Below are 15,960 nucleotides of genomic sequence, written 5' to 3'. Positions count from 1 at the left end.
TCACAGCTCACACCTCTTCACATGTTCAAATACATCCATATAATCAGGAGCAATCCGATCCCCGTCAATGAGCAGATCACCAATCGTCTCCATTGCAATATCATTGATTTCATCCAGTAAAAGTGCAGGCATGGTGCCTATCTCATTCGCCAGACATATCAGCTCAGCATCCACCCGATCCCCAAGCAGCACATGAATGGCCTTCACATGCCGTGGCTCCAGCTGCTCCGCAAACTCATGCCATTCTTGCTGCAAGCTTGCTTCGGCAGACTCGTGCCATTGCAGTTCGATCTTTGCCGAGGATATGTCGTCTTGCCGCTGGAGCTGCACTTCTGACTCTGCTGTATCTTTTGCTTGAGCTTGAAGCAGCTCGTTCATCTCTGCTCCCTCATCTGAGGCTGCAGCTATTGCCTTGCTTTGTTCCTGATTCGGTTCATCATGTTGCTCCATGGACCATGGCGCAGCAACCATCTGCTCCCGATATGGTTCAATAGCTTCTGGTTCGAAAGCAGCGGAAGCAGCATCATATTCGGATGGTGCAGTTTCCTCAATAGTCAGTGCCCTGCGCACATATTCACTGTCCTCCTGCAAGGAGGCTAGCTTTGCCGTATCAATCTGAATGACTGGTGCATGCTCAGCGTCGGTTTGTTCCAGCGAATACATTTTCTCTATGTACCGCTCAATCACGCGGGCAAGCTCAGGTTCCAATGTTTTGCCACGCAGCCGACCTCTGAACCCTAACAGCTCTCGAAGCTTGTTCTCCGTACAGCGATACATTCGGGTTAACCTTTGCACAAAATCCTTCTGCTCGCCAAGCGGAAAATAGGTGAACGAAACGGATCTGCCGTAGATGGATTCGTCATATACCGCTTTGCGAAACAATGTACGCTCTATCGTTAGCTCAGCCTCCGGGTTCATCTCCGGCAGCAGTCCATGTGACCGGGTTCGCTTCAAATATGCATGCGCTACAGCCATGACTTGAGGAATGAACCGTTCCATCACCTCTTTGCCCCCATCCCGATAAAAGGTGTTGAGCGAGATATCATAGTCATAATATCGTTGCAGCATTTCCAGCGTAAGAACAGGAGTATTTTCTTGCAACATCCGCTGTAACTCCTTGTCCAGCACGGGGGCCGGCAAATAACCGCCAGCGAGCTGCATAACCTCTTGCAGCCGTGGCTGAAGCTCATGAACGAGTACAAAATCAACCATCCACTCCTGCATATACGGGTTTAGCTGAGGGAGATGTTCACGATAATGAATCCACAGCTGCTTTAATTGCTCGTAGCCCTGCTCGGGATACAGCCAGCCTATGCCATTGATCAATTCATAGATATGAACAAACAGATAGGAGAGGTCAACATCAAGATAATTCCCCTGACGGACCTCTGTTCTCCAGTACAAATACCATCTGAGCTGCGCATCATTCATCACGCCATAGGTTGGCCAGTAGCTCATAAACGGAACAGGAAGAGTCTCTTCTTCGGTAGTCTCTGCCAGCCTTCGCGCTTCCTCCACAAATCGCTTCTCCGAAGATAACACGGAGCCGGGCAGTACACGCGGTTCACGACTCCGGGGTGCCAAGGTAGAGCGATCGGGTATGCGAACGGATGCAGGCTCTATTTCATCACTCATCTCAATTTCCATGAATTCCAGCTGTTCAGAATGATCTCTCATCGGAATGGAACCCACCTCTTTCACAACAAAATACGAACACGTGTATCCATACGCATCATTATAACACTTGTCCGTGCTCTGTGGGCGACAAATTAATACATTCTTTTGACACTAAAAAAGAAGGCATGTCTGCCCTCTTTTCAATGTATAATTCACCTTCTAATGGTACAAGCAGCGCATTCATTTTTCTTGATATTCCGTTCGGACGTCTCGCTTACCTTGCCATATTAATCCACTGATCCAAAAGACGAAATGTCTCTGAAGCCGTATGCACGATAATGTCATGATCTTCGGGTGCATGAATGGATTCCTGAAGTAACCGCATAAACTCGCCCCATCTTATTCGCGTCTCCGCACCATAAGCATTGAAATATTGAAGTCCACGCTCCGCTTCTATAGGCAAAAATTGTGACAAACGTTTGCTCAATATCTGACCTCCATTCGTTGAGCCTTCAATCACATACATATACCCGAACAGTCGGGCTGGCGCTGATATATCGGGAAGCTCGGTGCTACGTGGAAGCTGCCTGATCTGCTCCTCGCTTGCTCCAAGACTTAGCAAATCCTGCTCCAGCAAGCTTGCCTTTCCTCTCACAGTCATATCCAATCCTGTCTCTGCCCAGAAAGGCAACCTCACTGCCTGCTCCTCCAGCGGCTTCAGGAATCCGTAAAATTTCTCAAGGTACTCTCTATATTGGTCCATCGTTATCGTGCGATCCATCATAGCTTTCGCGTAAACATTCTGTTCCACTTGTCTATGGTGATGTGCTGTCTCCTGCTTCAGACGTTCCATAATCGTAGTTGCCGTCATATCAAGATCCCCTTTCCTTCTGTAATTCCTTACTGCCTGAACTATCAATCTGGCATAAAACCCTATTATTCAAAGACTCTATGTAAGTATACTTCCTCTTCTACCAGAAAACTACATGCCTTCAACTGGTATGGTCGGCACCATTTGTAGTGCTTTTAAGAGTCGCCGGCTGAAAACTAAACCATCCGATTACCCGATATATCACTGGTTTTTATATGTAAAAATGGTACACTAACGCTATATCCTTATATTGGAGGAAGGAAGCTGATAGACATGACGGATCAAATCTCAACCAAGAAATCGAAGGAACTTCAGGTGCAGAATGTTATACTTCACCTTACGCAAGGCATAACGCTGCCAGAAAACACAGTGGACCAGCTGATTACGGGAACTCCAAGTCAAGTTATTACGGGTATTGTTGTCACATTTATGCCCACACACTATGTCATTGAGAAGGCCATTCAGCAAGGAGCCAACCTGATTATTGCCCATGAATCCCCTTTTTATAATCATCATAGTGCTACCGATTGGCTTGCAGACGACCCCGTCTACATGCACAAAAGAAATATGCTTGATCAAGCAGGCATTGCCCTATTTCGCTGTCATGATATTATTCACCGCTACAACCCGGATGGCATTACGGATGGACTTATCCAGGAGCTCGGATGGAATACATACTTGAGTCAACGTACAGCAGACACAGATATCGTTGTATTTCCGAAGGGAACTACGGTTCATACTGTTGCGCAGCAGCTCAAGGAACGTCTGGGCATAAATTATGTTCGCATTGCGGGAAATCCTGAAATCGCTTGCACTCGTGCTGCTGTCCTGGTTGGATTCCGCGGTAACGGACATGTCACGATTCCTCTTATGCAGAACGAACAGGTAGATCTGATTATTGCAGGGGAAGGGTTTGAGTGGGAGACGCCTGAGTACATTCGTGATGCTGTGCAGCAGGGCACATCAAAAGCTCTGATCATGGTGGGACATGCCGAGAGTGAAGCACCGGGCATGAAGCTTCTTGCAGACAGACTGGCGATCGCGTTTCCAGCGGTTGAGGTTTCTTTTGTAAAGGAACGCCCGGTGTTTGAGGTGATTTAATACGTTGAGAGTGATAAGCTGATTGGATAAGGTGAAAGTGTTCTGCTGGATCACTGGGCTTTTTTTCTCATACCTCCCCATGCTCCCACACTTCTGCACAAGGTTACTGGAGTCAGCTACTATCTACAGATCTCGCCTTCCGGGCTTACGCTAGATATCGTCATTCTTCGCTCATCCAACCATGCTTCCCTTCTGCTATTATCTGCTTCTCAGCCTTCTTTGGCCTAACACCAACCTGACCCACCTGCTTCAGCATGCAGCACCCGGTTCCAGCACTTCCCGAACTCATATCCTATCCGTTCTGGATTTTACCAAATCTTTATAGTACGCTAAATGCTGTGAATTTCAGATTCAGGACATTTGTCCTTGGCGAATATGATGAATTTATCTTTTAATAGAAGTCGAAGTCTTGCAACGAAGGAGCGTACGAAGAAGGATGAGAGGAATTATTTTTGCCGTGCTGGGCGGAGCCTGTATTACACTGCAAGGGGTTGCCAACGCCAGAATCAGTACAGATATAGGTACATGGCAAGCCGCTACCATTACCCAATTGACGGGGTTTATTATTGCCGCTATCATTTTGCTGTTTACACGGGATACCAACGTACAAGGAATCAAACAGGTCAAACCGATGTATCTGGCTGGCGGAGCTTTCGGAGCCGTCATTATTTTCAGCGAGGTGACAGCGATTCAGCAGATCGGCGTGACCTTCACGATCTCGGCTCTGCTGATTGCACAATTGTTTTTGACGTTTTTGATCGACAGCAACGGATGGTTCGGCGTGCTTAAGCAAAAGATGAAACTGCCGCAATTCATTGGCATCGCATTAATGATCACCGGCGTCATCATTATGAAGCTGTAAATCCGAAGGAACGCAGGGGTGAAACCATATGCACGAAATTCATAATACACAGCACATTATGCACTATTTGAAGCAGTATCAACTGGAGATGGTCTTTCACGAGAACCTGCGGTCACATATGACCCTGTGTCAATTTGAAAAATGCGAGCTCATTTGCCGCGAAGGCGAAGCTTCTGAATACTTATATGTACTGGTTGAGGGGAAAATCAAAATTTTCACCACCTCCCCGCAGGACAAAACACTGGTGCTCTGCTTCAAAACACCACTCGAGGTGGTCGGGGATATCGAATATGTTCGTGAAAGCAACACGGTGAACACCGTTCAAGCGGTGTCGCCTGTTGTTATGCTGCGCATTCATTACCGCTGGCTCACCGAGCTGGCCAGTGATTATGCACCTTTATTGCAATTTTTGTTAAAGATCATCTCACACAAGTTTTACATTGATTCGAACTTCTCCAATTTTAATCTGATGTACCCGGTGGAGGTCCGATTAGCCAGCTATTTGCTTTCGATTTCGACGGATGAAGGCGGCACGGTCATACATGAGGAACTGGATGCCTTTAACCTGACGGACATAGCCAACCTGATCGGAACCAGCTATCGACACTTGAATCGGGTGATACAGAAACTCTGTTCAGATGGGTATATTGAACGGCATCAGGGATTGATTCAGATTAAAAACCGCGCGGGCCTGCGTGACATTGCGGGTCACAACATTTATGAATAAGGAGTCTGACTACACGTATGATCATCACTGGAGTTTTGCTAGCACTTCTGGCGGGTGCACTGGTAAGTCTGCAAACGATATTTAATAGTAAAGTCAATGAACGCACTGGGTCATGGTCCACTACAACGCTGGTGCTGTTTACGGGATTTATCGCTTCTTTTCTGATCTCCCTGCTTGTTGAAGGGAAACATACATTCAGTCTGCAGCATATGCAGCCGTGGTACTGGCTCAGCGGTGCAATCGGCGTTGGTGTTGTATTCTGCCTTGTACAAGGCATGAAGCTGCTGGGCCCGACCTATGCCATTTCCATCGTGTTAACCGCTCAGCTGAGCTTTGCCTTATTGTTTGATTCCATGGGCTGGCTGGGTCTGGAGCAAATTCCATTCTCTTGGAACCAGCTGCTCGGTGTACTCGTCATTGTTGGCGGCATTGTGCTGTTCAAGTTTGGCGGGCTGAAAAAGGAATCATCCGATTCATCGGATAAGTCACCTCACACAGTTCCGAGCAAATCCTGAGAATAACACAAAAAGAGTGCCTGACCGATCCCGCTGAATGGATTGGATAGGCACTCTTTTCGTTTAAATTAAAATGTACGTAAGATTGTAAAATCTGCTTGCTTACACAAACTCCACGTTATGATACACCTGCTGCACATCTTCCAAATCCTCGAGCGCGTCGATCAGCTTCTCGAACTGAGCTTGTGCATCGGCAGGCAATTCAATGTGGTTTTGCGCCAGCATCGTCAGCTCGGCTACCGTGAACTCTGTCACGCCAGCAGCCTTGAAGGCTTCCTGTACCGCATGGAATTGATCCGGTTCTGCGTATACGATGACCGCTTCGTCTTCATCCACGATGTCACGAACATCTACATCTGCCTCCAGCATGATCTCCAGCACTTCTTCCGCATTTTTACCTTCGATACCGATCACCGCTGTTGGATCGAACATATAGGCAACAGAACCGCTGACACCCATGTTGCCTCCATTTTTGTTAAACGCCGAACGCACTTCAGGTGCTGTACGATTTACGTTATTGGTAAGAGCATCCACAATGACCATGGCACCGTTTGGTCCAAAGCCCTCGTAGCGCAGCTCCTCATAGTTCTCATCGCCGCTGCCTTTCGCTTTTTCCATCGCACGGTCAATGATTGCTTTAGGGACATTATACGTTTTGGCACGCTCCAGAACGACCTTCAGTGCACGGTTTGCTTCCGGGTCCGGCTCGCCCTTCTTGGCCGCTACATAGATCTCAACGCCGAATTTGGCGTAGACCCGGCTAGTGTTTGCATCTTTTGAAGCTTTCTTTTCCTTAATATTATTCCACTTACGACCCATATCGTTTCCGCTCACTTTCAACATGTAATCTGCATTCTACTTTGTCATTATATCTCGTTGTGTCTTGTTCAACAAGTTCACTGCCATGAAATCATGGGAATACTTACGGCGATGATCCCACCGCTTCTACGGTCTGACGAAGCAAAAAGCACTCCGTAAAGGAATGCTTCGTTCAGGACACATCAAGTTATGCGTGGAACTGTCTACCGTCCAGCACCTCAGGTACATAACCTGCACGGATCACAAAGTCTCCAAAATGCTCGCCCTCATTACGCTCTTTGGCATATTGATGAATCATCGGTGTCAGCGTCTCCAGAATCTCATTTTCACCGATATTTTCACGATACAGCTTGTTCAGACGATGACCCGTGAAGCTGCCGCCGAGGTAGAAATTATACTTGCCCGGTGCTTTCCCGATAAAAGCAATTTCGGCCAGCATTGGTCTGGCACATCCATTTGGGCAGCCCGTCATACGAATGACAATCTCTTCATCTCTCAGGCCTGCTTCATCCAGCACAGGCTCCAGCTTGTCAATCAGCGACGGCAAGTAACGCTCGGACTCAGCCATGGCAAGGCCACAAGTCGGAAGTGAAACACAAGCCATAGAGCTTCTGCGCAGCGCAGAATAATGAGCACCATCCGTCAGATTATATTGCTGAATCAGCGCTTCAATCTTTTTCTTTTTCTGGCTGCCAATGTTGCCAATAATCAGGTTCTGGTTTGCCGTCAGACGAAAATCACCTGTGTGTACTTTGGCAATTTCACGCAATCCCGTCATAAGCGGATAACCGTCCACATCCTTGACCCGACCATTCTGAATGAACAGGGTGTAGTGCCATTTGCCGTTGCTGCCCTTCACCCAGCCATAGCGATCTCCGTTATGCTCAAAATGATACGAACGTGCCGCTTCCAGACTCCAGCCCAGACGGCTGGTCAGCTCCTCGGTAAACCATTCCAGACCGCGGTCATCCACTGTATATTTGAAACGCGCATGCTTACGGACCGCACGATCCCCGTAGTCCCGCTGGATCATCACCGTTTTTTCAGCGACATCAATCATCTGCTCTGGCGTACAGAAGCCAATCACCTTGGATACCTGAGGATATGTCTTCGAATCCCCATGCGTCATGCCCATGCCCCCACCGACCGACACGTTGAAGCCTTTCAGCTTGCCGTTCTCTACAATCGCGATAAATCCGAGATCCTGTGAAAATATATCCACGTCGTTGGAAGGAGGCACTGCGATCCCAATCTTGAATTTACGCGGCAAGTACACCTTGCCATAGATCGGTTCAACCTCTTCATCGGATTCCTGGGAGTCAATCACTTTCTCCCCGTCCAGCCACAGCTCATGATAAGCACGAGTACGAGGGTCCAGGTGGTTGCTCACCTGACAAGCCCATTCATACACTTCAGCATGAACTTCAGACTGGTTCGGATTCGGGTTGCACATCACGTTACGATTCACGTCTCCACATGCAGCCAGTGTGCTGAGCAGGGAATCGTTGACCTCACGAATCGTATTTTTGAGATCCCATTTCAATACACCATGGAGCTGAAACGACTGACGAGTGGTCAGACGAATCGTCCGATTCGCATATTTATGGGCCACACGGTCCATCATCAGCCATTGCTCTGGCGTTACAATACCGCCGGAAGCTCTTACGCGCAGCATGAACTGGTAAGCAGGCTCCAGCTTGGATTTGTTGCGCTCGTTACGCAGATCACGATCATCTTGCATATAACTGCCGTGGTGCTTCATCAAACGGTTGTCGTCTTCAGGAATAGACCCTGTAATGCGATCAGCCAGTGTCTCGGTGAGACTGCCACGCAGGTAATTACTTTTGATCTTTATGTCTTCCACATCGCTGTTTGTGCGCTGCGGGTTAAGTAAATGGTTATAAGCCATGCTGCTTGCTCCTCTCGTCTCTGCAGAAAATACGCCTTCGGCTCAGCCGGGGGATTAATACACGTCCCGCTGATAACGCTTCTCGTGTTGCAACCGTGTCATGTAGTCCGCTGCCTGCTCAGGCGACAGGCCGCCTTCCTGCTGCAGAATGGTTATCAACGCTGCATGCACATCATGGGCCATTTTTTTCTCATCACCGCAGATGTATATGCTTGCTCCTTCTTGAAGCCATTGATATAACTCTTTGCTGTGCTCCAGCATGCGATGTTGTACATATACTTTCTGTTCCGTATCACGGGAAAAGGCCACGTCCATCTTGGTCAGCACGCCATCTTTGAGCCAGCGCTGCCACTCTGTCTGGTAAAGGAAGTCTGTAGAGAAGTGCTGATCTCCGTAAAACAGCCATGCTTTGCCTTCCGCACCGATTTCTTCTCGTTCACCAAGGAAGGCTCGGAATGGGGCGACCCCTGTTCCAGGTCCCACCATAATGATTGGTGTATCCGGGTTTTGAGGCAATTTAAAGTTCGGATTATGCTGAATATATACAGGTAATGTATCACCAGCTTGGATTCGTTCAGCCAAATGCACCGAGCATACCCCGTACCGCTCTCTACCGCGTGCTTCATAACGCACAGTGCGAACCGTTAGATGCACCTCGTCCGGGAAGGACTTGGAACTGCTCGCGATGGAATACAAACGTGCGGGTATTTTACGCAGAACTGCCAGAAACGCCCCCGCATTAATGCCCTTCAAGGAATAATCCTGAACCAGATCCAGCAGATCACAGCTGTTCATGACATTACGGAATTCCGAGTCATCCGCCAGCAATGCGGCTAACCCACTCTCTGGATTCAGCTTGGCAAGCTGCTCCACCACCGGTTTGGTCACTGCAGTAATCTCGTAATGACGCAGCAAGGCTTCATAGACAGATAACTGGTCTCCATTTTTGTTCACGGTAACACGTTCGTCTGCCTTCCAGTCCATAGCTGCAATCAATTCGTCAACAAGACGTGGATGATTTTCCGGGAAAACCCCAAGGCTGTCACCCGGCTCATAATCCAGATTAGAGCCTTCCAGAGACAACTCAATATGACGCGTCTCCCGGTCTGATCCACGGCCATTCAGGTTCAGATTTTCTAATACCTCGGCCTTGAACGGATGGGTACGGTTGAATTCGGATTCCCCACTGCTGACCGCGGCTGTGATAGCCTCACTGCTTACTGTTCCCGTAGCAGCAGATGTACTGCTCAGCGAAGCCAAAACATCATTCATCCACTCCGCAGCCGGCTCATCAAAATCAACATCACAGTCTACCCGTGGAACCAGCGCTGTACCGCCTAATTCCTGAAGTCGCTTGTCGAAATCCTTACCTGTCTGGCAGAAAAATTCGTAAGACGTATCTCCCAGCGCTAATATGGAGTAACGAAGCCCGTCGAGCTTGGGTGCTCGCTTGCTATTCAGGAACTCATGGAACGAAATCGCATTATCCGGTGGTTCCCCTTCACCATGTGTGCTGACGACAATCAGGAGATTCTCAATTTTTTTCAGTCCGTTCGGCTTGAAATCTCCCATGGAGGACAGGCTCACCTGCAATCCTTGTTCCTCCAGCTTTTTGGCAATTTTTTTGGACAATCCAATGGAGTTGCCTGTCTGTGAACCGTATAGTACCGTAACCTCACGGGATACGACCGGAGCGCCAGCTGCTGGAACGGGTTCAGCCTGCAAGGCCAAACCCGTCTGTGGTGCTGTCGCTACACCAGCCTGAAATGCCGCAATATATCCGCCAAGCCACAATCTTTGTCCGTCCGTTAATGTAGGAATAAGACGATTGAGCAATTCTACCTGCTCTTGATTAAAAGGGCTATTTGTCACTTGAAGTTCCACCATCTGCCACCTCACGCATTGCTTCGATTTTAATTCCTACTAAATTGATCATATTAATTTCTTCTATCTAGAACCTAACACACCGAAGGTTAAGGGTCAATTTCAATGATTTTATACCATTTATCAGTTTCTCTAATAAAGGAACAAAACGTACGAAATTCGTGGTCTGCACTACAAGAGTTTCATTCCTCTGCAGAGTACAACGACTATGACAAAGAAGCTTGCTTCAACCTGAAGCTCAGGCCAAAGCAAGCTTTTGTCTATTTTACAGGTACATCCTGCATTATATAGTGGCGCTACGAAAGTCTAGCATGGCTATACAACAATAGAGCAATGCATCGTCACTTTTTCCAGACAAGCTTGCTCATCATCGCATAGAGCAGTGCGGCAGACTCTGCCCGATTGGCTTCAGCCGCAGGTTTAATCTCACCCTTATACCCACTTACGATGCCCAAATTCAGAAGTACGGCTACACTGTCCTTTGCATAGGAATGGATCTTGCCTTCATCCCTGAATTCAACAAGCTCTCCTGTAGATGCCTTCTGCGCTTCAAGGTCAATGACTCCGCCCGCTTCAAGTGCTCTCACCGTTAACACCATCATCTCCTGACGGGTGATCGTAGACTCTGGCAGAAAACGTCCATTTCCAGCTCCATTTGTAATGCCCAGGGATCGTGCAACATTAACTGCATTATAATATGAAGACTGCTCGGCTACATCCTTAAATGGATCAGCAGATGCCGCTTTTAGTCCCAGCGAAGACACGAGCCATTGCACAAATTGTCCGCGTGTCATATCCTCTTTCGGATGCAGCTGCTTTGTTCCCTCGCGGTCTGTCGCATCAACCACGCCTCGAACAGCAAGTGCCTCCATCGCTTTCTGTGCCCACGGTACATCTGTCACATCAGTATATGGTTCTTCCACAGCCACAACAACGTATGCACCATTTAAAGAAGTGGAGGAATCGGAAAATACAACCTCACCACGCTTTTCATCATAATAGCTTTGTGGCAGTGGCGTGATGTCACCGTTTGGCCCAATGTACATTGCGATAACTTTATCTGTGAGGATCTCTTTCGATGGAGCGTACGGCAATTGCAGTGAGATGTTGCGATCCGGCACGAGTGCTTTATCATTCAGACTGAGCTCAAGCTGCACGCCTTGCGTTGTACCCAAGCGATCCGCAGCAGCTTGTGGCAGTGCTGCACGAACGAATCGCACAGCAACGGTGCCTTCCCGTGTTGCATTCTTAACGAGCAAGTCAGCAGGAAGCTCAACCGCGCCAAACTCTGACACGATCCTGAATATACTGGATACCTTCTGCTCCAGCAATGATGATACTGGCAACGTCATCTCATAAACAGCCGCCTTTGAAGCCGCCTTCAGATTAAATTCAACCAGGCGTGTGCCATCTCCCGTCAGCGGCGCGGCTTTCACTGCCGCTTCAATAACAGTGGCGTCCACCTTGGACTGCGCGACCCCATTGGAATCCACAGAGGGCTGCAGCTCTAGAATCGCGCGATCCGTTCCTGTCTCAGGAGACGCCGATGACTGTCCTGAACCTGAGCTGCTGTTCCCTGTCTGGCTGTTATTGCTACCTGAATTCGAACCATTTCCACTCGTACCGCCTGAGCTATTCCCCGTTCCGCCACCTGAACTTCCTCCCGAATTGCCCCCTGACTCCCCACCCGAGTTACCGCCAGGTGATGTGGTGCGTGCGGGCACCTTAACTGATAAAGGAATGGTTAACGCCTTACTTCCATCCGAAGTGCGTGTGATCTCCAGTTCAATCTGAACTGTCGTTTCACGTGCTGGCAGAGTTATCGTGCCATCTAGCTGTATAATCGACGGTGCTGTAGTGGAGTGAATGGATGCTGTAAAACCTTGCGGCAGCTCAGGCAGCTTTATTTTGGAAGCGACCGTTGTTGGCTGGTCAAGGGTTTTAATGCCTGAAGCCACCTCCGCTGCCGACTTCAGGGTCGTTGTGACCGAATACGGATCAGACAGTCCTTTAAGTGAAACACCAGCCTCGTCCAGCGCCTCGACTTTATAATAGTATGTCGTATCTTCGGTCAGCCCTAAATCGGTGTACTCCTGCAGCGAGCCAGAATAGATCGTCTCATAAGTGCCCTGCTCCTGATTCGAGCGATAAAGCTTATAGCTTGCTGCGTCCGGAAGTGCATCCCATGCGAGCGTCACACTGGAAGAAGTAGCAGAAACGCTATGCAACCCGCCATTACCGTATACAGGAGGTTTTGCATCTGCTTTTACAACCATGATCCAACTGATCATCGGGTCCTGGGACGCCGTATTGCGCACGGTGATGTCAATTTTGCCGCCCGACACCTCTATGCCTTTATGGGCTCTGACACTTGCAGGAATATACGTAACTGCTCCTGTGTTTGTACCGTTAATCAGAAAATCCGCACGGCGTGAGTTATTTGTCCACGGGTCGTTGAATCCTGCGTATACATCATATACACCATTCTGGACTTCAAAGCTGTAGGTCAGATCCTTGCCTTTGGACGAGTTGCTAACATTACCTCCGTTTAAATAACGCACAGTCGAGAAAATATCTCCCCCATTCGAACCGGAGGGCAGTGCATCCGCACTGACATATCCCCATGACCGCCCATCTGTCGGAGCATACATCTGATCCACCACTCCCGGATGAACCAGCGTATCTGTCATGTAATCACTCATCAGTTTGTAATCCGCTGTCTCATAACCACCACTGTTCACAAAATATAAGGTGTGGTCAGGGATGACATAGACACGGACTGACTGCGTTTTGTTGTTATACTCAGGTGTCGTGATCTGCAACGTGAGCGGACCCGGCTTGGCAAAATCCTCAGCAGTCATTGCCCGATGATTAATCGTCCAAACCGCTGGCGTTGACACCAGCTGATCACCGTCACGTACCTTTACGGTAGAAGGCAAAGTCGGAACTTGACCAAGCTTCACTGCTTCTGGAAGCTGGTCTACAATATCCACCTTACCCATAGAATTCAGTAAATCTGGTGTCCAGCTGTTATACCATTTGATCGCGATATCCGACCCGATGCCAAATTCAATCGGCAAAAACACATACTTGGCTGCATCATTCGCGAAATTACCCCCGTTCCAGATATCCCCCACATAAATAAACTTGCCCTTCGCCGGGTCAACCGGAATAACTGATGTCGCCTGTGTGCCAAACGCCTTTCCAGGATCAGGGTCACTTGAAAGTGTACGGACAAACGGATTGCTCATTGCCGACCACGGTCCGAAGATGTCGTCTGCAACCGTAACTTTGTTCTCATTGGGAGCCCACCCTGTAGCCCCTGATGTTAAAATATAATATTTCCCCTGATATTTAAACATCGCCGGCGCTTCGCGCTGTCCACCGGGGAACACACGCACATAGTCAACACCATATTGCGCTTGATACACGCTATCGCGAACCGGATTGCCTTTATCGTCCGTACGCCCTTCCTTATGCCAGCCTGTGACATCACTGTAATCATCGGTCAGCTTGGAAATATAGAGCGTCAGATTTTCCTCGCTGGAATAGATCAGATAACCTGTGCCGTCATCATCCTTGAACAGTGTCATATCACGAGCCATGCCCTTGTCACTCGGAAAGTAGTCCTTCTCACCTTCTGGAGCCATGTCCATCCGATAACTTTTCTGATATACAAAGGGTCCTGTTGGTGAGTCACTGATTGCATAACCCGCCTTCGCCTTACCGTAGTTAGCATTGTTGTTATATGGGTCCTTGTCTCCATCCATATGGGCCCACATCACATATTTCTTCGTTTTATCATTGTAAATCACTTTCGGCCGCTCGATGATTCGTCCCTTGCGAATGTCTGCCCAAATATCCACACGATCCTCGCGCCCGGCATACAGCTCTTTAATTAGCGGGTTCGTGTCAAAATCATCCATGGACTGCAGCATCGTGAGAGCCATGCCTTCGTCTGTCCAGTTGAGCAAGTCCTTGGAGGAATACACACGTACGCCCATAGCGGGCCAGCCGCCTGTATGATATTCGCCATACCAGTAGTATTTTTCGGTTTGTTCATCGTAAAAGAAACCTGCACCATGGGCATCAATCGGTTTGCCGTTCTGATCCGGCCACAGCTGCCCTGGCGTTATACTTGTGCGCACTGTGGATACACCCAACGGCATGGAAGCAGGCGTATCCTTGCCGTCCACGTTGGCCTGAATCGTATAGAAGTAACCCGTGCCCATCGTCAGACCGGTATCTTCCATCGTAGTCGCGTTTCCTGTATAGACTTGCTGATACGTTCCTGAAGCACTTGTCGCTCTCGACACGGTATAGATGACTTTTGAGCCTTGCAGGCCGTCCCACCCTAAGGAAACGGATGTATCTGTTACAGCGGAGACAGCAAAGCCCGCAGGAGAATCGAAGCTGTACGTTTGTGCTTCCACTGTGCTATATGACGATTCACCCGCAGCATTGGTAGCGGTCACACGATAGCTGTAACTTTTTCCAGGCACAAGTGCCTGATCGGTAAACGACAAGTTATCGCCCTCGTATACCTGTTCATATAATTCCGTCCCTTGCTCGGCACGAGTGACCCGATAACCCGTCGCTTTATTCACTGCATTCCAGGTCAATTTGACACTGCTGGATGTGAGTGCTGTTGCTTTGAGATCAGCTGGAGCCTGCGGTGCTTCAGCCGCTGTTTTGGCTTCAAGCGGAGCTGACCATTGCGACTCGGTTAACCCTCCATAGTTGTAGGCAAGCTTGTAATAATAGGTTGTATCCGAGCTTAACCCTTCATCCACATAAGTAGATGATGTTACCTGATTTACTAGAGCGTATCCCCCTTCTCTGGTGTTTGAACGGTACAGATGGTACCCTGATGCACCTTCAATCTCTGGCCAATGAAGTGCAATAGAAGATGCCGTCACTCCATCACTTGTCAGCTCAGCTTCATTCACACGCGGCGGCTCCGCAATGACCACATCATCAATATGTACGGTCTGCCATTTGTTGCGAATGCCAACAGTACCTGTTGCAATGGAGGCATCATCCAGATCAAACACCAATCGGTCCGTTCCGTTATCGACAATGTAAGCACGAATGGATGTGCCTGAAAGCACCGCTTTGAGCGTGTACCACGTATTTTTGCTGAACGTATAGTCCATCGATTGTAGCGTAGTATCCTGTCCATTTATTTTTTTGGTAAAAAAGAGTTTATTGTTAGGCACCTGCATTTGAAAATAGTAATAATTGCTCTTGTCCTGAAAGCGCGGCAAAATGCCGGGGAACCCCTTACCTTCTCCTGTGTAAAAACGCATCGTCACCGTCTTGTCGGCGACTGGCTCTCCGGTTGTAATGAAGCCTTCACCCGTATCGCTTTGGAAAAGAACCTGATTGGAGCCATCCGCCGGATCGGATCTGACTTCCCAAGTGCCCGAGATGACATTCCATTCAGGTGAAGCTGTATAATCTCCATCGGAAAAATCATCCTGTATCCATATACCGGTATTCGAGGCTCCATCTGCGTGGGCTCTGTTCGGGTACATGAACGGTCCTGATGATAAGAGCAGTGCAGCAGATAACAGGACTGAAATTGACTTGTTCAGTTTATCCAATATCGATTCGCTCCTTTGCAATTTTAATGAAACCGGTTTCATTAAAAAC

The 15,960-nt window shown here is 48.6% G+C and carries 10 protein-coding genes; 4 read left to right on the top strand and 6 right to left on the bottom strand.

What is annotated here, in order from left to right; genetic code table 11:
• Both DFQ00_RS08775 and DFQ00_RS08770 read right to left on the bottom strand, forming a co-directional pair.
• Entirely contained in the window at positions 1 to 1,677 is a 1,677-nt protein-coding gene (locus DFQ00_RS08775) for a TerB N-terminal domain-containing protein (RefSeq protein WP_110896102.1), read from the bottom strand.
• Between the two features lie 214 nt (positions 1,678 to 1,891).
• Positions 1,892 to 2,488, bottom strand: coding sequence for a biliverdin-producing heme oxygenase (locus tag DFQ00_RS08770; RefSeq protein WP_110896101.1), 597 nt, complete (start codon positions 2,486 to 2,488; stop codon positions 1,892 to 1,894).
• A gap of 273 nt (positions 2,489 to 2,761) precedes the next feature.
• On the opposite strand from DFQ00_RS08770, the gene DFQ00_RS08765 reads away from it, so the two are divergent.
• From DFQ00_RS08765 to DFQ00_RS08750, 4 genes are all read left to right on the top strand, one after another.
• Positions 2,762 to 3,589: a Nif3-like dinuclear metal center hexameric protein gene (locus DFQ00_RS08765; protein ID WP_110896100.1), complete on the top strand. Its 828-nt coding sequence runs from the start codon at positions 2,762 to 2,764 to the stop codon at positions 3,587 to 3,589.
• Positions 3,590 to 4,025: 436 nt separating this feature from the next.
• A complete protein-coding gene (locus DFQ00_RS08760) occupies positions 4,026 to 4,451 on the top strand; it encodes a DMT family transporter (RefSeq protein ID WP_110896099.1) in 426 nt (141 codons plus the stop codon).
• 28 nt (positions 4,452 to 4,479) lie between these two features.
• Positions 4,480 to 5,178 (top strand): Crp/Fnr family transcriptional regulator, encoded by a 699-nt coding sequence (locus DFQ00_RS08755; protein WP_110896098.1) that lies wholly within the window; start codon positions 4,480 to 4,482, stop codon positions 5,176 to 5,178.
• 17 nt (positions 5,179 to 5,195) lie between these two features.
• Positions 5,196 to 5,693, top strand: a complete 498-nt coding sequence (locus DFQ00_RS08750; protein ID WP_425271011.1) for a DMT family transporter — start codon at positions 5,196 to 5,198, stop codon at positions 5,691 to 5,693.
• A gap of 102 nt (positions 5,694 to 5,795) precedes the next feature.
• On the opposite strand, the gene DFQ00_RS08745 is transcribed toward DFQ00_RS08750, so the two are convergent.
• From DFQ00_RS08745 to DFQ00_RS08730, 4 genes are all read right to left on the bottom strand, one after another.
• Positions 5,796 to 6,512: a YebC/PmpR family DNA-binding transcriptional regulator gene (locus tag DFQ00_RS08745; RefSeq protein WP_110896217.1), complete on the bottom strand. Its 717-nt coding sequence runs from the start codon at positions 6,510 to 6,512 to the stop codon at positions 5,796 to 5,798.
• A 187-nt stretch (positions 6,513 to 6,699) separates the two neighbouring features.
• On the bottom strand, positions 6,700 to 8,421 hold the full coding sequence (cysI, locus tag DFQ00_RS08740) for an assimilatory sulfite reductase (NADPH) hemoprotein subunit (RefSeq protein WP_110896097.1): 1,722 nt from the start codon (positions 8,419 to 8,421) through the stop codon (positions 6,700 to 6,702).
• Between the two features lie 54 nt (positions 8,422 to 8,475).
• Positions 8,476 to 10,305 (bottom strand): assimilatory sulfite reductase (NADPH) flavoprotein subunit, encoded by a 1,830-nt coding sequence (locus tag DFQ00_RS08735; protein ID WP_110896216.1) that lies wholly within the window; start codon positions 10,303 to 10,305, stop codon positions 8,476 to 8,478.
• A 341-nt stretch (positions 10,306 to 10,646) separates the two neighbouring features.
• Positions 10,647 to 15,911: an S-layer homology domain-containing protein gene (locus DFQ00_RS08730; protein ID WP_110896096.1), complete on the bottom strand. Its 5,265-nt coding sequence runs from the start codon at positions 15,909 to 15,911 to the stop codon at positions 10,647 to 10,649.
• Positions 15,912 to 15,960: the final 49 nt, after the last annotated feature.

Source organism: Paenibacillus barcinonensis (assembly GCF_003217495.1).
GTDB classification, from domain to species: Bacteria; Bacillota; Bacilli; order Paenibacillales; family Paenibacillaceae; genus Paenibacillus; species Paenibacillus barcinonensis.
The sequence above is the reverse complement of the archived record's forward strand: the minus strand, read 5'-3'. Positions and strand labels throughout refer to the sequence as shown.